The 18,850-nt window shown below is 71.6% G+C and carries 18 protein-coding genes; 10 read left to right on the forward strand and 8 right to left on the reverse strand.

Annotated elements, in window-relative coordinates:
* Positions 1-65 precede the first annotated feature (65 nt).
* Both ADK64_RS34415 and ADK64_RS34420 read right to left on the reverse strand, forming a co-directional pair.
* Complete coding sequence (locus ADK64_RS34415) at positions 66-290, reverse strand: DUF397 domain-containing protein (RefSeq protein WP_053665628.1); 225 nt, start codon at positions 288-290, stop codon at positions 66-68.
* Positions 283-1,077 (reverse strand): helix-turn-helix domain-containing protein, encoded by a 795-nt coding sequence (locus ADK64_RS34420; protein ID WP_053665824.1) that lies wholly within the window; start codon positions 1,075-1,077, stop codon positions 283-285. The genes ADK64_RS34415 and ADK64_RS34420 overlap by 8 nt, the downstream gene beginning before the upstream one ends.
* Positions 1,078-1,247: 170 nt before the next feature.
* On the opposite strand from ADK64_RS34420, the gene ADK64_RS46290 reads away from it, so the two are divergent.
* Entirely contained in the window at positions 1,248-1,421 is a 174-nt protein-coding gene (locus ADK64_RS46290; RefSeq protein WP_159046399.1) for a hypothetical protein, read from the forward strand.
* Positions 1,418-1,705, forward strand: coding sequence for a hypothetical protein (locus ADK64_RS34425; protein WP_053665630.1), 288 nt, complete (start codon positions 1,418-1,420; stop codon positions 1,703-1,705). Before ADK64_RS46290 ends, ADK64_RS34425 begins: the two co-directional genes overlap by 4 nt.
* Positions 1,706-1,717: 12 nt before the next feature.
* On the opposite strand, the gene ADK64_RS34430 is transcribed toward ADK64_RS34425, so the two are convergent.
* Positions 1,718-2,089, reverse strand: a complete 372-nt coding sequence (locus tag ADK64_RS34430; RefSeq protein WP_053665632.1) for a hypothetical protein — start codon at positions 2,087-2,089, stop codon at positions 1,718-1,720.
* A 167-nt stretch (positions 2,090-2,256) separates the two neighbouring features.
* Between ADK64_RS34430 and ADK64_RS34435 the strand changes: the two genes are divergently transcribed.
* From ADK64_RS34435 to ADK64_RS34455, 5 genes are all read left to right on the forward strand, one after another.
* Entirely contained in the window at positions 2,257-3,189 is a 933-nt protein-coding gene (locus ADK64_RS34435) for a serine hydrolase (protein ID WP_053665635.1), read from the forward strand.
* A 77-nt stretch (positions 3,190-3,266) separates the two neighbouring features.
* Positions 3,267-4,295, forward strand: a complete 1,029-nt coding sequence (locus ADK64_RS34440; RefSeq protein ID WP_053665637.1) for an esterase-like activity of phytase family protein — start codon at positions 3,267-3,269, stop codon at positions 4,293-4,295.
* A gap of 92 nt (positions 4,296-4,387) precedes the next feature.
* Positions 4,388-8,116 carry an ABC transporter ATP-binding protein gene (locus tag ADK64_RS34445; RefSeq protein ID WP_053665639.1) on the forward strand — a complete coding sequence of 1,243 codons (3,729 nt, stop codon included), beginning with the start codon at positions 4,388-4,390 and terminating at the stop codon, positions 8,114-8,116.
* Positions 8,117-8,241: 125 nt separating this feature from the next.
* Positions 8,242-8,634 carry a hypothetical protein gene (locus ADK64_RS34450; protein WP_053665641.1) on the forward strand — a complete coding sequence of 131 codons (393 nt, stop codon included), beginning with the start codon at positions 8,242-8,244 and terminating at the stop codon, positions 8,632-8,634.
* 116 nt (positions 8,635-8,750) lie between these two features.
* Positions 8,751-10,163 carry a S28 family serine protease gene (locus tag ADK64_RS34455; protein WP_053665643.1) on the forward strand — a complete coding sequence of 471 codons (1,413 nt, stop codon included), beginning with the start codon at positions 8,751-8,753 and terminating at the stop codon, positions 10,161-10,163.
* Between the two features lie 3 nt (positions 10,164-10,166).
* On the opposite strand, the gene ADK64_RS34460 is transcribed toward ADK64_RS34455, so the two are convergent.
* Positions 10,167-10,727 (reverse strand): hypothetical protein, encoded by a 561-nt coding sequence (locus tag ADK64_RS34460; protein ID WP_053665645.1) that lies wholly within the window; start codon positions 10,725-10,727, stop codon positions 10,167-10,169.
* 65 nt (positions 10,728-10,792) lie between these two features.
* Positions 10,793-12,628 (reverse strand): glycoside hydrolase family 3 protein, encoded by a 1,836-nt coding sequence (locus ADK64_RS34465; protein ID WP_053665649.1) that lies wholly within the window; start codon positions 12,626-12,628, stop codon positions 10,793-10,795.
* A 138-nt stretch (positions 12,629-12,766) separates the two neighbouring features.
* Between ADK64_RS34465 and aroA the strand changes: the two genes are divergently transcribed.
* Entirely contained in the window at positions 12,767-14,041 is a 1,275-nt protein-coding gene (aroA, locus tag ADK64_RS34470; RefSeq protein WP_053665651.1) for a 3-phosphoshikimate 1-carboxyvinyltransferase, read from the forward strand.
* Positions 14,042-14,057: 16 nt separating this feature from the next.
* Here the strand turns inward: aroA and ADK64_RS34475 are convergent, their stop codons facing one another.
* The gene (locus tag ADK64_RS34475) at positions 14,058-14,858 is read right to left on the reverse strand and encodes a sugar phosphate isomerase/epimerase family protein (protein ID WP_053665653.1); all 801 of its coding nucleotides are present in this window, start codon (positions 14,856-14,858) and stop codon (positions 14,058-14,060) included.
* An 18-nt stretch (positions 14,859-14,876) separates the two neighbouring features.
* Positions 14,877-15,731: a bifunctional helix-turn-helix transcriptional regulator/GNAT family N-acetyltransferase gene (locus ADK64_RS34480; RefSeq protein ID WP_078993013.1), complete on the reverse strand. Its 855-nt coding sequence runs from the start codon at positions 15,729-15,731 to the stop codon at positions 14,877-14,879.
* A gap of 291 nt (positions 15,732-16,022) precedes the next feature.
* Between ADK64_RS34480 and ADK64_RS46295 the strand changes: the two genes are divergently transcribed.
* Together ADK64_RS46295 and ADK64_RS34485 are read left to right on the forward strand one after the other, a co-directional pair.
* Complete coding sequence (locus tag ADK64_RS46295) at positions 16,023-16,217, forward strand: hypothetical protein (RefSeq protein WP_159046400.1); 195 nt, start codon at positions 16,023-16,025, stop codon at positions 16,215-16,217.
* 118 nt (positions 16,218-16,335) lie between these two features.
* A complete protein-coding gene (locus tag ADK64_RS34485) occupies positions 16,336-17,607 on the forward strand; it encodes an FAD-dependent monooxygenase (RefSeq protein ID WP_053665655.1) in 1,272 nt (423 codons plus the stop codon).
* On the opposite strand, the gene ADK64_RS34490 is transcribed toward ADK64_RS34485, so the two are convergent.
* Positions 17,587-18,633 carry a LacI family DNA-binding transcriptional regulator gene (locus ADK64_RS34490; protein WP_053665657.1) on the reverse strand — a complete coding sequence of 349 codons (1,047 nt, stop codon included), beginning with the start codon at positions 18,631-18,633 and terminating at the stop codon, positions 17,587-17,589. The two genes, ADK64_RS34485 and ADK64_RS34490, sit on opposite strands and share 21 nt — an antisense overlap.
* Positions 18,634-18,850: the final 217 nt, after the last annotated feature.

Genomic DNA, 18,850 nt, shown 5'->3' on the forward strand with positions numbered 1-18,850 from the left:
AGCGCGCACTGTGGCGTACCTTGCCGTTGCCTGTGAATCGGCAAAGGGCCACGTAAAGGCCGCGGTCAGGCCGTGAAGCCGCCGCCCTTGACGGCCGTGACGAACGACGACCAGCCGGCTGCGGGGATGATCAGCGCGGGACCGGTGGGGACCTTGGAGTCCCGGACGGGCACGTCGCCTGAGGGGTGGTCGTCGAGGACTTCGAGGCAGTTGTCGGCGTTGGGGCTGCTGTAGGTCGACTTGCGCCAACCGCTCAGTGTGGCGGCGTTCGGGATGGTCCGGTCAGTCATGGTGTCCGTAATCCTTCGCAATGGCCCTGAGCAGAGCGACCGACTCCTTCAGAGGCGAGGCGTCGCTCAGAGCGAGATAGTAGCGACTCTGCAACTCACGGACCATGGCCGGGGAGTCGTGCAGCTTTCCCATTCCGTATCCCTCGGTGTATGCCAAGGGCGGCTGGTCCTCGAACCACATGAGCCTCAGCGTGCTGTCCAGCAACGGATGTAGCCCCACGCCGAACGGCAGCACATGGACGCGGATCCGTCCAGCCTCGACGAGGCGGACGAGGTGCATGATCTGCTCCGCCATGACGTCCGGGCCGCCCACCGGGCGCCGCAGCAGTGCCTCGTCCAGCAGTGCCCACACCACGGGTGTCAACGAGTCTTCGAGGATCTTCGCGCGCTCAAGGCGTGTGACAACGCGCCTGTCACATTCCTTTTCACTCACCGGAGGGAACGCCGAGCCCAGAACCGCACGCGCGTACCTTTCCGTCTGGAGGATGCCCGGAAAGTACGCCAGGGCGAACTCGTGGATCATCGCCGCCTGTTGTTCGAGTACGCGCACCGCCTCGAAGTAGTCGGCGATCGACACGTCCTCCTGCGGCAGGAAACTGCTCAGCACGTTCCCCGTGTTCAGCGCCCTGTCCAGCCTCCGCGCGTCCTCCTTCGACGGCACCCTGCGCCCCGCCTCGATGTGCGCGATGTGCGAACGGGTCATGACCGCCACGTCGGCCAGCTCCTGCTGGGTCAGCCCCGCCGCCTCGCGCTGCTTCCTGAGCCAGTCACCGTACGTGTTGGCCATGGCCACCCCTTTGTGACAAATCCCTGGTCACGCTCGCCCCCCTGGCGAGCCTAGCCGCGGCCGTCTCACTCTGTATGCGGATCGCTACAGAACGCGAAGCCCCCGCGACCGCGCGACCGGTCCGGGGGCATGGCCATCAACCAACCAGCCAAGCCAGGGGAGTTGACGACATGCGTCACCATATCGCCCGCCTCTTCCGTTCGCTGCGACGACGTCGGCGGCCCACCGGTTACCAGACCGGTGCCTGGTCCCCGCAGCCGGTGCGCGCGGTGCGCCCCGCCGGGGTGCCGGGCATCGGCCTCGGGTCGTGCGGTCTGCCGATGGGTGTGGAGGTGGGCAGGTGAAGAGCGGCACCAGTGCACGTCTGCTGCCCTGGGCGGGCTCGGAGGGCAAGCCCTGTTACCTCGTGACCGACGGCACCGGCCATCTCTCCAAGGTGGCCGACACCGTCGAGAGCGTGCAGCTCGGGATGGCGGCCGACCTGCTCGACCACGCCGCCGAGATGCTGGCCGACCACCGGTCGACGTCTGCCCAGCTCCGGTTCCTGCTCGCTCGGATGCGCGAGGCGTTGGCCGACGTGCACCGGATTGCCGAAAGCCGCGGTGCCCGCCTCGCGGATCGGACGTGAAGCCCTCCGGCATCAGCCCAGGAGGCTCGGAAAGGCCTCTTTGAACTGCGCCAGCTGGGCCTCGTACCCGGCGATGAAATCCGGGCGGCGGTCCTTGCCGAGCGTGCCCGTGGGGGCGAGTGGCCCCTGCTCCAGGAGACCGGGCAGCGAGTGGAACACCGCCGCTGCCGCCTTCCAGCGCGCGTCGCCCTGCTTGCGTGCCTTCAGCAGGGCGTCGTACGGATCCGACTTCAGGGCGTCGATCCGCTGCGCTGCGGTGGCCTTTCCCGCGAAGGCGTCCGCGCCGGGCAGGGACTTGCCCGGATCCGCGAGGGAGCGGAGTACCGCCAGTGCCGCGAACAGCCGTCCCCATCGCCTGACCTGACTTTCCGTCCCCTGTGCCATGGGTCAATTCTTGCCACGCGCCTGCCCTCTTGAATCGTCGGCGACTCCCGCCCCTGCGAACGCGTGTGCAACTATCGGGCGCCCCCGCGTGTCCTTCCTCGCAGCGCACGGGTGCGCTCAACGGCGTTCAGGGGGACGCCCGTACGACGTTCAAGGGGGAACCTTTCATGACTTACCGGATATCCGGCCGGGCCGGCGCGCTCGGCGCCGCCCTCGGCGCCGCGCTGCTCATACCGGCCGTCACCACCGTCGCCACCGCCACCCCGGCAGCCGCTGCCGCGCCGGCCGTCAGTTGTACGTCCGCCAAGGCGGGCCTCGCGGCCAAGCTGCAGAAGGACATCACCGCCGCCCTGGCCGGCCGCAAGGGCACCGTCGCCGTCGGCCTGTACGACCGCAGCACCAGCACCACCTGCACGCTGCGCGCCACCAGCGCCTACGACTCGGCCAGCACCGTGAAGGTCACCGTGCTTGCGACGCTGCTGTGGGACGCCAAGAAGCACAACCGGTATCTGACGAGCACCGAGCAGAAGCTCACCACGGCCATGATCACCCAGTCCGACAACGACGCGACCAGCAAGCTCTGGAAGCAGCTCGGCATGACGAAGATCAAGGGCTTCCTGTCCGCCGCCGGGATGACGAAGACCGTGCCGGGCACGGGCGGCTACTGGGGTCTGACCCAGGAGAACGTCACCGACGAGCAGAAGCTGCTCAAGCTGGTCACCGCCAAGAACAGCGTGCTGAGCGACAACTCCCGCGCCTACATCCTGAAGCTGATGGGGCAGGTCATCCCGTCGCAGCGCTGGGGCACCCCGGCCGGCGCCCCGTCGGGGGTCTCCGTGCACGTCAAGAACGGCTGGCTGCAGCGCTCGACGCACGGCTGGCGTGTGCACAGCCTCGGCACCTTCAACGGCGCCGGCCACGACTACATGATGTCGGTGCTGACCCAGGACAACAGCACCATGGACTACGGCGTCACCACCATCCAGAACGTCGCCAAGGCCATCCACAAGGACCTCGTGCCGACCAAGGCCGGTGCCAAGGTCTACACCCCGACGAACAGGCCGAGCGAGGCGTTCGTCGCGGTGCCCCCGCGGGGCTGACGCTTCAAGAGGCGGTTCAAGAGCCGGTTCATGAGGCGGTCTCCCGCAGGACACCCGCCCGTCCTACGGTGACGGCCATGCGCCTGAGAACCGTACTCGCCACCCTCACCGCCTGCCTGGCGGCGGCCACCTGTCTGACCGCCGCCGGGCCCGCCGGCGCCGACTCCGCGAGCGGCCACGCCTGTTCGCCGGCCGTCTCCCTCGACCGCTTCTCCGACGCGCTCGACAAGACGACGTACGACGGCACGTTCGTCGGCAACTTCTCCGCCCTCGCCGTGGACCGGGACGGTTCGATCGCGGCCCTGGAGGACCGCTCCTCCCTGTTCGACCTGGACGCGAGGACCCTGCGGCCGGAGCGGGCCGTCCGCCTCGCCGACGAGAAGGGCGCCGACCTCGACTCCGAGGGCCTGGCCATCGACCGGGACGGCACCCGGCTGATCACCTCCGAGACCGAGCCGTCCGTCCGCCGCTACTCCGCCGACGGCAGGATCCTCGACCGCCTCCCCGTCCCGTCCTCCCTCCTGGTCGCCCCGGCCGGCCGCGCCACGGGCAACCAGACCTTCGAGGGCCTGACCCTGCTGCCCGGCGGACACACGCTGCTCGCGTCCATGGAGGAGCCGATCGCCGGCGACGCCAGGGACATCGTCCGCTTCCAGACCTGGACCCGGACCCGGGGCGGCCACTTCCGGCTCGCCGCCCAGTACGCCTACCGCATCGACGCCGGCCTCGGCGTCCCCGAGGTCCAGGCCACCTCCGACGGCCGCCTCCTCGTCCTGGAGCGCGGCTTCACCGCCGGCGTCGGCAACACCGTCCGCCTCTACCTGGCCGACCCCCGCCACGCGACCGACACCAGCGGCATCGAGAACCTGACCGGGCAGCCGGGTGTCCGTCCGATCAGGAAGACCCTGCTCACCGACATCGCCACCTGCCCGTCCCTGGGCGCCACCGCCAAGCAGCCCCAGCCGAACCCGCTGCTGGACAACATCGAAGGCATGACGATCACCGGGCGTGACCACACCGGCCGCCTGAAGGTCCTGCTGGTGAGCGACGACAACCAAAATCCGGTGCAGACGACCCGGTTCTATTACTTGCGGGTACGCGTCTGACCTTCCCCCTTCGGTTTGTTGCGGAGGGATGAAATCCGCTCACGTGTGCGTTGGTGCCTTCCGGTAGAGCAGGTCAACAGGGAGGCACCGGCGTGGCAGCGCAACGGGGATGGGCACGACGTCTGGCGGCGTACGCCTGGCGGTATCCGAAGGACGTGGTCCTGGCCCTCGGCTCGTCCCTCGCCGGCATGGCCGTCATGGCCGTCGTCCCGCTGATCACCAAGGTGATCATCGACGACGTGATCGGGAACCACACCCGCTCCATGGCCCCCTGGGCCGGCGCCCTGATCGGCGCGGCCCTCCTCGTCTACGTCTCCACCTACATCCGCCGCTACTACGGCGGCCGCCTCGCCCTCGACGTCCAGCACGACCTGCGGACGGAGATGTACGGCACCCTCACCCGGCTCGACGGGCGGCGCCAGGACGAGCTGTCCACCGGACAGGTGGTCGGCCGGGCCACCAGCGACCTCCAGCTGATCCAGGGCCTGCTCTTCATGCTCCCGATGACCATCGGGAACGTCCTGCTCTTCGTGATGTCCCTGGTGATCATGGCGTGGCTGTCGCTGCCGCTGACCCTGGTCGCCCTCGCCGTCGCCCCCGCGCTCGGCTGGATAGCCAAGCGCAGCCGCGGCAGGCTGCACCCCGCCACCTGGTACGCCCAGGCCCAGGCCGCCGCCGTCGCGGGCGTGGTCGACGGCGCCGTCAGCGGGGTACGCGTGGTGAAGGGCTTCGGGCAGGAGGACCAGGAGACCGGGAAGCTGCGGGAGGTCGGCCGCAAGCTCTTCGCCGGGCGGCTGCGCACCATACGGCTGAACAGCAGGTACACCCCCGCCCTCCAGGCCGTACCGGCACTCGGCCAGGTCGCCATGCTGGCCCTCGGCGGCTGGCTGGCCGTACGCGGGCACATCACCCTCGGCACCTTCGTCGCCTTCTCCTCCTACCTCGCCCAGCTCGTCGGCCCGGTCCGGATGCTCGCGATGGTCCTCACGGTCGGCCAGCAGGCCCGCGCCGGCACCGAGCGGGTCCTGGAGCTGATCGACACCGAGCCGACCATGAAGGACGGCACCAAGACCCTGCCGGCCGACGCGCCCGCGGCCGTCGAGTTCGACGACGTGTCCTTCGGGTACGCACACGAGCGTCCGGTCCTGGAAGGGCTCAGCTTCGAGATACGCCCCGGCGAGACCCTCGCCGTCGTCGGCTCCTCGGGCTCCGGCAAGTCCACCGTCTCCCTGCTCCTGCCGCGTTTCTACGACGTCACCCACGGCGCCGTCCTGATCGGCGGCCACGACGTCCGCGAGCTGACCCTGGACTCGCTGCGGTCCGCGATCGGGCTGGTCCCCGAGGACTCGTTCCTCTTCTCCGACACCGTCCGCGCCAACATCGCCTACGGCCGCCCGGACGCCACCCAGGAGGAGATCGAGGCCGCCGCCCGCGCCGCCCAGGCGGACCGTTTCATCGCCGAGCTGCCCGAGGGCTACGACACCACGGTCGGCGAGCAGGGCCTGACCCTCTCCGGCGGCCAGCGCCAGCGCGTCGCACTCGCCCGCGCCCTGCTCACCGACCCGCGACTGCTCGTCCTGGACGACGCGACCTCGGCTGTGGACGCCCGCGTCGAGCACGAGATCCACGAGGCGCTCAAGCACGTCATGGAGGGCCGCACGACCCTCCTCATCGCCCACCGCCGCTCCACCCTCAACCTCGCCGACCGCATCGCCGTCCTGGACGGCGGCCGGCTCGCCGCCCTCGGTACCCACGAGGAACTCCAGGAGCGCAGCCCCCTGTACCGTCGGCTGCTCACCGACCCCGACGAGCTGGGCGGCGTCTCCCCGGGCCACGCCGAGCCCGCCGTCCTGGCTGAGGACACGACCCTGCGCGAGGAGCTGGACGCCGAGTTCGACGCCGAGCGGGGGGTGACCCCCCGGCTGTGGACCGGCGACCGCGAGCCGAAGGATCCGGCGCTCAGCGGCACCCCCGCCACCCCCGAGCTGCTCGCCCAGGTCGAGGCGCTGCCCCCGGCCACCGACACCCCGGACGTCGACGAGGCCGGAGCGGTCCGCCGCGAGGACTCCTACGGGCTGCGCCGCCTGCTGCGCGGCTTCGGCGCGCCGCTCCTGGTCAGCCTGGGCCTGGTCGCCGTGGACGCGGGCGCGGGCCTGCTGCTGCCGGTGCTGATCCGGCACGGCATCGACCAGGGCGTCACGAAGATGGCCCTCGGCGCGGTCTGGGCGGCCTCGCTGCTCGGTCTGCTGACCGTCCTCGTCCAGTGGGCCGCGCAGATCGGCGAGACCCGGATGACCGGCCGCACCGGCGAGCGGGTCCTGTACACGCTGCGGCTGAAGATCTTCGCCCAGCTCCAGCGGCTCGGCCTCGACTACTACGAGCGCGAGCTGACCGGCCGGATCATGACGAGGATGACGACGGACGTCGACGCCCTCTCCACCTTCCTCCAGACCGGGCTGGTCACGGCGTTCGTCTCGGTCGTCACCTTCTTCGGCATCATGGTCGTGCTACTCGTGATCGACGTCCAGCTCGCGCTCGTCGTCTTCGCGACCCTGCCGCCGCTGATCGTCGCGACGGTCTTCTTCCGCCGGGCGAGCGTGAAGGCGTACGAACTCGCCCGCGAGCGCGTGTCGGTGGTCAACGCCGACCTCCAGGAGTCGGTCGCCGGGCTGCGGATCGTGCAGGCCTTCCGGCGCGAGCGGGACGGCGGGGCGCGGTTCGCCGGGCGCAGCGACGACTACCGCCGCGCCCGTATCCGCGGGCAGTGGCTGATATCGATCTACTTCCCCTTCGTCCAGCTGCTGTCCTCGGTCGCCTCGGCGTCCGTGCTGATCGCGGGCGCGCACCGGGTGGAGGCGGCCACGCTGACGACCGGCGCCCTGGTCGCCTATCTCCTCTACATCGACCTGTTCTTCGCACCCGTCCAGCAGTTGTCCCAGGTCTTCGACGGCTACCAGCAGGCCACGGTCTCCCTGGGCCGGATCCAGGAGCTGCTGCGCGAACCGACGTCCACGAAGCCGGCGGACGAACCCCTGGAGGTGCTCTCCCTGCGCGGTGACATCGCGTTCGAGGACGTGCACTTCGCCTACGGTGCCTCCGACGGCGACGAGGAGGCGCTGACCGGCATCGACCTGACGATCCCCGCCGGTCAGACGGTGGCCTTCGTCGGCGAGACCGGCGCGGGCAAGTCCACCCTGGTCAAGCTGGTCGCGCGCTTCTACGACCCCACCGGCGGCCGGGTCACCGCCGACGGCACGGACCTGCGCACCCTCGACATGACCTCGTACCGGCACCGGCTCGGCGTGGTCCCGCAGGAGGCGTACCTCTTCGCGGGCACGCTCCGCGACGCCATCGCCTACGGCCGCCCCGACGCGACCGATGCCGAGGTGGAGGCGGCGGCACGGGCGGTCGGCGCGCACGAGATGATCGCCGGTCTGGAGGGCGGCTACCTGCACGAGGTCGCCGAACGCGGCCGCAATCTGTCGGCCGGCCAGCGCCAGTTGGTCGCGCTCGCCCGGGCCGAGCTGGTCGACCCCGACATACTGCTCCTCGACGAGGCCACGGCCGCCCTGGACCTGGCCACGGAGGCCCAGGTCAACCAGGCCACCGACCGGCTGGCGGGCCGTCGTACGACGCTGGTGGTCGCCCACCGGCTGACCACCGCGGCCCGCGCCGACCGGGTGGTGGTGATGGACCGCGGCCGGGTCGTCGAGGACGGCACCCACGACGAACTCCTCGCCCGTGGCGGCCGGTACGCCGTGCTGTGGCGCACCTTCGTCGGCGGGGCCGAGCCGGAGGAGCCGGTCGGCGCCGCCCGCTGAGGCGCGCCGACGGCCGGGGAAGGCGACGCGTTCCGCTGACGGTCGTGCAACCATCCGACACATCAGTGCGTCCGTACATCAGTACGGTCATCGGGCAACCCACCGCGGTACGGGGAGGAACAACTGTGGACAGTGGGGGGATACGCCGGCGTCTGGCGCTCGGGGCGGCGGTGCTGGCCGCGGCCGGGTCGCTCGGCCTCATGGCGTCCGGCACCGCCCAGGCGGACACGGCGAACGCCTGCGCGGGGCGCGAGGTGCGGACCCTGTCGTTCAGCACCGGCGTGACAAGCGTCTACAAGCAGGACGGCTACATCTGCGCCGTGACCGTGCCCAGACGCCCCGGCGTCACCCAGACCATGTCCGTCAGCGTCCAGGCCCGCGGCAACCGCGCGGTGGTCGACAAGGGCGGCTACCGGTACCACGCGGGCCCCGTCACCGTCCACGCCGGCCACCGCTGCGTGTGGATCAGGGGCTCGGTCGGCCGGGACTCGGTCAGCTCGGGCTGGATCCTGTGCTGAGCGTGGCCTGAGAACGACCCCGGCAGACGGCACAACTCCCTCTGGTGCGCCGGAAGTTGCTTCGGTAGCTTCCGGCGCACATGTGTCTCACAACAGTCACACAGGGGAGAGTGCGCATGCGCAAGGCGCTCAGATGGCTGCTGGCGCTCACCGTGTTCATAGGCACGCTGAGCACAGCGGGCGCGGCCACCGCCGCCCAGGCCGGGCCGGCCGACATCAAGGACCGGCTGCTCGCCGTACCGGGCATGAAACTGATCGAGGAGAAGCCGTACCCCGGCTACCGCTACTTCGTCCTCGACTACACCCAGCCGGTCGACCACCGCCACCCGGACCGGGGCACCTTCCAGCAGCGGATCACCGTGCTGCACAAGGACACCAGCCGGCCGACCGTCTTCTACACCAGCGGCTACAACGTCTCCACGACCCCGTCCCGCAGCGAGCCCACCCGGATCGCGGACGGCAACCAGGTCTCCCTGGAGTACCGCTTCTTCACCCCGTCCCGCCCCGACCCGGCCGACTGGTCCAAGCTCGACATCTGGCAGGCGGCGAGCGACCAGCACCGGGTGTACGAGGCCCTGAAGCCGATCTACGGCGGCCACTGGCTCGCCACCGGCGGCTCCAAGGGCGGTATGACCGCGACGTACTACGAGCGTTTCTACCCGCGCGACATGGACGGCGTGGTGGCCTACGTCGCCCCCAACGACGTCGTCAACGACGAGGACTCCGCCTACGACCGCTTCTTCGCCGGCGTCGGCACCAAGGAGTGCCGCGACCGGCTGGACGCCGTCCAGCGACAGGCGCTGGTGCGCCGCGCGCCGCTGGAGAAGCGGTACGCGCAGTACGCCGCCGACAAGGGCTACACCTTCGACACCATCGGCGGCCTGGACAAGGCGTACGAGGCGGTCGTCCTCGACTACGTGTGGGGCTTTTGGCAGTACAGCCTGCTGAAGGACTGCGCCGGCGTCCCGGCGGACGCGGCCACGGCGAGCGACGACGCGATCTGGTCGTCGGTCGACACCATCTCCGGCTTCTCCGCCTACACCGACCAGGGGCTCGCCCAGTTCACGCCGTACTACTACCAGGCGGGCACCCAGCTCGGCGCGCCGACCATCCACTTCCCGTACATCGAGCGGAAGTTGATCCGCTACGGCTACCAGCCGCCGCGCAACTTCGTGCCGCGCTCCATCCCGATGCGCTTCCAGCCGCACGCGATGCGGGACGTGGACACCTGGGTACGACACCACGCCACCCACATGCTCTTCGTCTACGGCCAGAACGACCCCTGGGGCTCGGAGCGCTTCCGGCTCGGCGCGGGCGCCCGTGACTCCTACGTCTTCACCGCGCCCGGCATGAACCACGGCGCGAACGTGGCGGGCCTGGTCCCGGACCAGCAGGCGCTGGCCACGGCACGCATCCTCCAGTGGGCCGGGGTCTCCTCGGCCGAGGTGGCCCGGGCGAAGCCCTTGGCCCACTCCGACGCGACACTGGATGCCCGGGATCTCGACCGCGAGCCTGCGCTGCGGCCGTAGGGGTCACAGCCGGCGGGCGCAGCCCACCGGCTCGTCTCCGCCCAACTGGACGTACAACGCCGTCGACGCCGGGCAGTCCGCCCGGGTCGCGGCCGCCTCGGTGATCCGGTACTGGGGCCGGTGTCCGCCCGAGCCGTCGCAGGGCGTCTCGCGGACCTGGCCCGCCCCGGAGGTGTACACGCAGTCGCCCGGGATCGTGCGCGGGCCGCCCCCGCCGCCGGGATCGCCGGGGTGCGGGGGCTCCAGCTCGCGCATGCAGGCGTAGCCCCGGGCGCCGATGTGCAGCACGAAGTCGGTGGTCGGCGGGCACAGCGGGCCGTCGGCCGCCGCACCGTCGTAGCGGGCGACGACCCTGGCCGCCGCCCGCTCGCTCGCGCAGGGCACCTCGGTGACCCGGGACGTGCCGAAGGAACTGCACGCGCCGACCGCGAGGAACCCGGTGCCGTATCCGCTGCTCGCGGTGGGGCGGGCGTCGCCTGCGGACGTGCCCGCCGGGCCCCGGCAACCGGTCAGCAGCGCGGCCAGCAGCAGGCACACGAGCCCCGAGGCACCTTTCCCGCGCATCGCCACCCCCCCGACAGGATGGTTTCCGGCTTTTGTGGGTGTTACGCCCGGTGTGTGGCGTACGCCTAGTACGTCAGTCCGTGCCCGATCGGATACAGCACCTGCGCCGGATCGTCCGCCCGCCGCACCTCCACCGGCAGCTTCCCGCGCGGCGCCACCCGTCCGGCGATCACCCGCGCGGCGGCCCGCACCTCGACGTCGGTCCAGCCGTACGACGTCAAACAGGATTTGACGGAGGGGAGTTGGGCCACGTCGTAGGGGTTGCGGACGGCGAGGGCCGCCAGCGGCCGGCCCGTGGCCAGCAGCCGCTCCACCAGGGTCCGCTGTGCGTCGCCCGCCGTCACGTTGTACGTCGCCACGACGATCGCGTCCGCGTCCCGCGCCGCCGTGACCGCCTTGGCGATGGCCGCGGCGGAGGGCGGGGTGCCGGTGGACAGGGCCGTGGCGGTGAAGCCCAGTTCGGCGAGGGCGGCGGCCAGGACGCCGGTGGGCGGGCCGGTGGTGCCGGAGGGGGAGTCCGGGTCCGCGCCGACGACCAGGATCCGGCGTTCGGTGCGCGGGGCGAAGGGGAGGGTGCGGTCCTCGTTGACGAGCAGGGTCGTGGTCCGCTCGGCGATCCGGTCGGCGGCGGCCAGGTGCGCCGGGCTGCCCACCGTGCGCCCGACGCCCGCCCGGGAGGTGTACGGCTCGTCGAAGAGGCCGAGCCGGGACTTCAGCCGCAGGATGCGCAGGATCGATTCGTCCAGCCGGGATTCCGTCAGCTCGCCGTCCTGGACGGCCTTCAGCACGGCGTGCCAGGCCACGTCGATCGACGGCGGGTTGAGCAACTGGTCCACCCCGGCCTTCAGCGCGAGCACCGGGACCCGGTCGTCGCCGTACTTGGTGCGCACGCCCTCCATGCCGAGGGAGTCGGTGATGACGACGCCGTCGTAGCCCAGCTCCCCGCGCAGGATGCCGCTGAGGACCGGGCGGGAGAGGGTGGCCGGGTCGCCGGAGTCGTCCAGGGCCGGGAACTGGATGTGCGCGGTCATGACCGAGTCGATGCCGGCGGCGATCGCGGCCCGGAACGGCACGGCGTCCAGCTTCTCCCACAGGTCCCGGCTGTGCGTGATGACCGGGAAGCCGGTGTGGCTGTCGACAGCGGTGTCGCCGTGGCCCGGGAAGTGCTTGGCGGTGGCCGCGACCCGGGACGCCTGGTAGCCCTTCACCTCGGCGGCCACCAGCGCGGCGACCGCGTCCGGGTCGGCGCCGAAGGAGCGGACCCCGATGATCGGGTTGGCGGGGTTGACGTTGACGTCGGCGTCGGGGGAGTAGTCCTGGTTGATCCCCATCGCACGCAGCTCGGCGCCGGAGATCCGGCCGAGGGTCTCGGCGTCGGAACGGGAGCCGCCCGCCCCTACCGCCATCGCGCCCGGGAAGAGCGTGGCGGGCTTGCCGACCCGGCAGACCGCGCCGTGCTCCTGGTCGGTGGCGACGAGCACCGGCAGGCCGCGCGGCTGTTCCAGGGAGGCCTGCTGGATGCCGTCGGAGAGGTCCGCGATCTGCCGCGGATCACGGGTGTTGTGCGCCCACGTGAAGTAGATGATGCCGCCGACCCGGTACTTCGCGATCAGCTCGGCGGCCGTACGGACGCCGAGCTCCTTGATGTTGGCATCGATGTCGGCCTGGTCCGGGGCGGTCGCGGAGTGGCCGTAGACCCGCATCACGAAGAGCTGGCCGGCCTTCTCCTCCAGAGTCATCCGGGAGATCAGGGCGCGCAGCCCGCGGTCGTCGGGGGGAGCGGCGGCGCGGGCGGACGTCGCTACGGTCAGCGCGGCGGTGAGACCCGCGGTGGCGGTGAGGACGGCACGTCTGGACGGCCGTGCGGTGCTTCCCGCGCTTCCCGTGCTGGTGTCGTGCACGTGCGCTCCTTCCGGAGGAGAACCGCTGGAGCATGCACAGTAACCACCGAGGCGCCGCCAGCGACGCATTCGCGAGGCGCGCCGTCCAGCCCCTGGACATGCGTGACCGGGGCGGGGGTGAGCGGCCATCATGCGGCCATGCCCGCAGTCGACATCCCCGGTTCCAAGTCCATCACCGCCCGCGCGCTCTTCCTCGCGGCCGCCGCCGACGGCGTCAGCACCCTGGTACGCCCCCTGCGCTCCGACGACACCGAGGGCTTCGCCGAGGGCCTGACCCGGCTCGGCTACCGGGTGGGCCGCACCCCCGACACCTGGCAGGTGGACGGCCGCCCGCAGGGACCGGCGCACGCCGAGGCCGACGTCCACTGCCGCGACGGCGCCACCACCGCCCGCTTCCTGCCCGCCCTGGCCGCGGCCGGACACGGCACCTACCGTTTCGACGCCTCCCCGCAGATGCGCCGCCGCCCCCTCGGCCCGCTCACCCGCGCCCTGCGCGACCTGGGCGTCGACCTGCGGCACGAGCAGGCCGAGGGGCACCACCCGCTCACCGTCCGGGCCGCCGGCGTCGAGGGCGGCGAGGTCGTGCTGGACGCCGGCCAGTCCTCGCAGTACCTGACCGCACTGCTCCTGCTGGGCCCGCTGACCCGCACCGGCCTGCGGATCCGGGTGACCGACCTGGTCTCGGCGCCGTACGTGGAGATCACGCTCGCGATGATGCGGGCGTTCGGGGTCGAGGTGGTCCGGGACGGCGACGTCTTCTCGGTCCCGCCCGGCGGCTATCTGGCCACCACCTACGCGATCGAGCCGGACGCCTCCACCGCGAGCTACTTCTTCGCCGCGGCCGCCGTCACCCCGGGCCACGAGGTGACCGTGCCGGGCCTCGGCTCGGGCGCGCTCCAGGGCGATCTGCGCTTCGTCGAGGTGCTGCGGCGGATGGGCGCCGAGGTGGAGATCGCGCGGGACCGGACGACCGTACGCGGTACGGGAGTCCTGCGCGGGATCACCGTGAACATGCGGGACATCTCCGACACCATGCCGACGCTGGCCGCGATCGCGCCGTTCGCCTCCGGACCGGTCCGCATCGAGGACGTGGCGAACACCCGGGTGAAGGAGTGCGACCGGCTGGAGGCCTGCGCGGACAACCTCCGGCGGCTCGGCGTGCGGGTGGCGACCGGCCCCGACCGGATCGAGATCAGCCCCGGCACCCCCGCACCCGGCACCGAGATCAAGACCTTCGGCGACCACCGCATCGTCATGTCCTTCGCCGTGACCGCCCTGCGCACGTCCGGCCTGACGTACGACGACCCCGGCTGCGTCCGCAAGACGTTCCCGACGTTCCACGAGGCGTTCGCGTCCCAACGGGACGCTGGGAACCGGGCGACCGGCCACGACGCGGCCGCAGGCGCCGGATGACCGTACCCGGCACCGGCTACGCGGCCTCGTCCAGCAGGCGCAGCACGTGCTCGCGCCCGCCCGCGAGCAGCCCGGCCAGCGGCGCGGCCGCCTCGTACCACCGCTTCTCGTACTCCCAGCACAGCCACCCGTCCCAGCCGCGCCGGCACAGGACGTCCACGCACTCGGTGAGCGGCAGCACCCCCGCGCCCAGCGGCAGCGGCGTCGTGTCCTCGGCCGAGGCGATGTCCTTGACCTGCACGTATCCCAGATGCGGGGCGAGGGCCGCGTAGCTGTCCGAGGGCTGCTCGCCGCCCAGCCAGGTGTGCATCACGTCCCACAGCGCGCCGACGTGACCGTGTCCGACCAGGCCCAGCACACGGATCGCGGCGGCACCGGTGCGGTGCGAGTCATGGGTCTCCAGCAGGATCCGCACCCCGAGGGCGGCGGCGTCCTCGGCTACGGTGCCGAGCCGCCGGGCGGCGATCGCGTCGGACTCGGCGGGCGGCCGGGACGGATCGGCGCCGGGGAAGACCCGGATGAAGGGCGCGCCCAGGTCATGGGCCAACTCCAGGAGTTGACGCGTCTCGTCGACGACCGGGCCGTCCCCGCCGGGTGCCGCGAGGCGGGCGTACCCGGCGACGCACAGGACTTCGACCCCGGCCGCCTTGAACTCGGCGGCCACATCGGCCCGTTGCGCCGCCCCGAGGCCCGGATGCACCGGCTCCTCCGGATGCGCGCGCAGCTCGACTCCGTGATAGCCGTGCGCGGTGGCGAGCGCCAGCACGTCCGGCACCGGAAGACCGGGAACCCCGAGGGTGGAGAAGGCTAGCTTCATGGTCACGGACCTTACTCGTCACTCGCCCGACCGGTGCAGATCCAGGCGCCAGTCCTGGCCGGTCAGGTCCTTGCCGAAGGAGCGGTGCGGTTTCTCGGCGGTGAGCACGAAGCCGTGCCGCCGGTAGAGGCGCCGGGCGGCGCCGAGCACGTCGTTCGTCCACAGCACCAGGTCCCGGTAGCCGACCCCGCGCGCGAAGTCCACTACCGCCCCGACCAGCCGGTCCCCGATGCCGAGCCCCCGTGCCGCCGGCTCGACCAGCAGCAGCCGCAGCCGCGCGGCGCCCGGGGCGTCGTCCCGTACGCACATCACGCAGCCCACGGGCCGCCCCGCCGATTCGGCGATCCACACCCGCTCCAGATGGGGATCGTGGTCCTCGGCGAAGTCGGCGACGATCCGGGCCACCAGTCCCTCGTAATCGGCGTTCCAGCCGTGCTCGGCGGCGTACAGCGCGGCGTTGCGCTGCACGATCCAGCCGAGGTCACCGGGCCGGGGCTCGCGCAGGACGACCTCGGCGGGGTCGGTGGTCGCGGGGGCGTCGCCGAGGGTCGTACGGATGGTCCGCAGGGCCTGCTCCAGGCGTGTCCGCTCGACGGGACCGACCGCTTCGAGCAGCGCGCCGGCCGATTCCCGCGCCTGTGTGTCGAGCAGGGCCGCGGCGGCCCGCCCGCGCCCGGTCAGGGCCGGGCGCGCCGCCAAAGGGGTGCGCTCGACCAGTCCCGCCTCCTCGAAGGCGTCGAGCACCCGGTTCAAGTGCCCGTCCTCCAGCCCGAGTCCGGCGCGCGGCCCGGCCGGGTCGGCGCCCGTCGTGTGGGCGAGTTCGTGCAGCACGGTGGCGAAGCGATGGAAGGCACGGACGTCCTGGACGGTCATGGCTGGACCCCGATGGTTCCCGGTGGTTGAAAGCTTCAAGTACCTGGGCTTCTTTTGCTAGTTCTCTACTTTGCCCGTCGGGGCCTGCCTTTGACTTCCCCGCTCTCTCATCGTACGTTTAATAACGAACGTCACTTATATCCGTTTAGAACCGGAAGTGACGTGCCCGTCGTAAACCGCCATCGCGGGCGGCGGACGCCGCCCAGAGCTGCGCGCAGGCTCTGGTGCGTACGAGGACGGCCCCCGTTGGCGGCCGCCGTAAGAATCCACACCCTCGGAGAGGGGCATATCATGCGCGCGCACACCACCCGTATGAAGAGAGTGGCCATCGCGGTCTGCTCAGCTCCCATCCTCGCCCTCGCGGCCGGAGCGGGAGTCGCCAGCGCGGCCACCAACGCAGCTCCCACCAACGCAGTTCACACCAACCTCGTCGCGTACGACCACGGCGGCGGAGGCGGCTGGGGATGGGGAGATGACAACTGCTGAACCAGCTGTGACATGACCCCCCCTCGAAACGAAGGACGGATCCGGGTGCCCGGCCCTTGGGCACCCGGATCCCTATGACCCCGGGGCGTGACCCCGCGGCCGTGAAGGCGGTGACCGGATGAGGATCGTCTGCGTGGGCGGAGGCCCGGCCGGGCTGTACTTCTCGATCTCGGCGAAGTTGCGGGACGCCGGGCACGAGATCACGGTGATCGAACGCGACCCGCCGGAGGCCACGTACGGCTGGGGCGTCGTGTACTGGAGCGACCTGCTGGACATCCTGCACCGCAACGACCCCGAGAGCGCCCGGGCGGTGAGCGCCGGTTCCGTGCTCTGGCAGGGGCAGGAGGTGCAACTGCACGGCAGCCGGCACGACGGTACGGCGTACTTCGGAGGGTACGGCTACAGCATGGGCCGCGCGGCCCTGCTGGACGTCCTGACCCGGCGCGCGAAGGCACTCGGCGTGGACGTGCGGCACGGGGAGCGCCTGGCCGACCCCGCCGACCTGCCGGAGGCCGACCTGGTCCTGGCCGCCGACGGTGCGGGCAGCCGGATCCGGCAGAGCCGCGCCGAGCACTTCGGCACCACGACGGAGACCGGCCGCAATCACTACATCTGGCTCGGCACGGACCGGCAGTTCGACAGCTTCGTGTTCTGCTTCGAACAGACCCCGGCGGGCTGGATCTGGTTCCACGCCTATCCGTCGATCCGCGGGATCAGCACCTGCATCGTGGAGTGCTCCCCGCAGACCTGGCAGGGCCTGGGCCTGGACTCGCTCGACGCCGAGGACGCCGTACCCCTGCTGGAGAAGATCTTCCACCGCGCGCTCGACGGCCACTCCCTGATCAGCAGATCACGCGGCGAACCGGCGAAGTGGCAGCGGTTCACGCACCTCAGCAACGAGACGTGGGTCGACGGCAACATCGTCCTGGCCGGCGACGCCGCGCACACCACCCACTTCACGCTCGGGTCCGGCACCCGGCTGGCGATGATCGACGCGATCGTGCTGGCCCACAGCCTCGCCCAGGAGCTGGATCCGCAGGCGGCGCTGCGCGCGTACGACGAGCACCGGCGCGCGGAACTGCACTCCATCCAGGCCGGAGCGCGCTCCAGCATGGCCTGGTTCGAACAGCTGGACGACTACCTGGACCGCGACCCGGTCTCCTTCGCCTACGCGATGTCGGTCCGCACGGGCCACGAGTCCCCCTGGCGCTACCAGGTCCACCTGGCCAACCAGATCCCCGCCCTGCGCAACGCCCGCCAGGCCTACGAGACGGGACGGCGCTGGTACCGGGACCGCCGCAGGGGCGAGGCCCCGCTCCCGCTGCTGGGCCGTTCGCTTGCCGGCCGGGAACAATCGGGTGGCGGGCGCTCAGGCGCGCGGCACTCCTGAGGACCCCCGCACCATCAACTCCCCCCGGACCGTCGCGACACCGCCCGGCGGCGGTTCCTCGCGCCCCATGGCGATACGCCCGGCCCTGGCCCCCGCCTCCGCCAGCGGCAACCGCACCGTCGTCAGCGAAGGCACCGCGTCGATGCTGAACGGCAGATCGTCGAACCCGGCCACCGACACGTCCCCGGGAATCCGCAGCCCCGACTCCCGCAGCGCGGCACACGCCCCCAGCGCGACGGAGTCGTTCGCGGCGACGATCGCCGTCAGACCCGGGTCCCGGCGCAGCAGTTCCAGCGTGGCCTCGTACCCGGACCGGCGGTCGTAGCGGCCGTACACCGTCCGGCGCGGGTCGTCCTCGATCCCCGCCGCCGCCAGCGCCGCGCGGTGGCCCTCCAGCCGGTGCCGGGTCGTGGTCCGCTCCTCGGGCCCGGCGATATAGCCGAGGCGGCGGTGGCCGAGACCGATCAGGTGCTCGGTCAGCCGGTGTGCGCCGCCACGGTTGTCGAAGGTCAGCGCGACGGCCTCGGTCTGCGGCGCCGGCGGCCGCCCGCACAGCACCACCCGGGTCCCGGCCTCCGCCAGCTTGCGCAGCTTCGCCGCGACCGCCGCCGCGTGCGGGGCGTCCTCCACGGCGCCGCCGGTCAGCACCACGGCCGCGGCCCGCTGCCGCTGCAGCAGGGTCAGATACGTCAGCTCGCGCTCGGGCGAGCCCCCGGTGTTGCAGACGACCGCCAGGCGCTCGCCGCCCGCCCGGCCGCCCGGCCCCCCGATCTCGGCCTGTATGGCGGACGCCATGATCCCGAAGAAGGGGTCCGCGATGTCGTTCACCAGAATCCCGACCAGGTCGGACGTGGCGGCGGCCAGCGCGCTCGCGGGACCGTTGAGGACGTAGTCCAGCTCGTCCACCGCCCGTAGCACCCGTTCGCGTGTGGAGGCGGCCACCGGGTAGTTGCCGTTCAGCACGCGCGACACCGTCGCGGGGGAGACCTGGGCGCGGGCCGCCACGTCCGCCAGGGTCACCGTCATGTCGTCGTCCTCCGGTCGCGCTTCGTGTCGTACGCCCTCGTAGACAGCCAGACCCTGCTCCTGGTTCCGAGCAGATCTTCCAGCAGACCTTAAAGCCATGAACCCCGGTCGTTCGCCCCCTCGAACAACTCGAAGGGGACACGGTCTTGTACAGACCAGTGTCCAGAGGCTAGCTTCTCACTGATAGAAAGCGCTTGCTGCACTCGCTTGTCGTACT

This window comes from Streptomyces sp. MMG1121 (assembly GCF_001280015.1).
GTDB lineage: Bacteria > Actinomycetota > Actinomycetes > Streptomycetales > Streptomycetaceae > Streptomyces.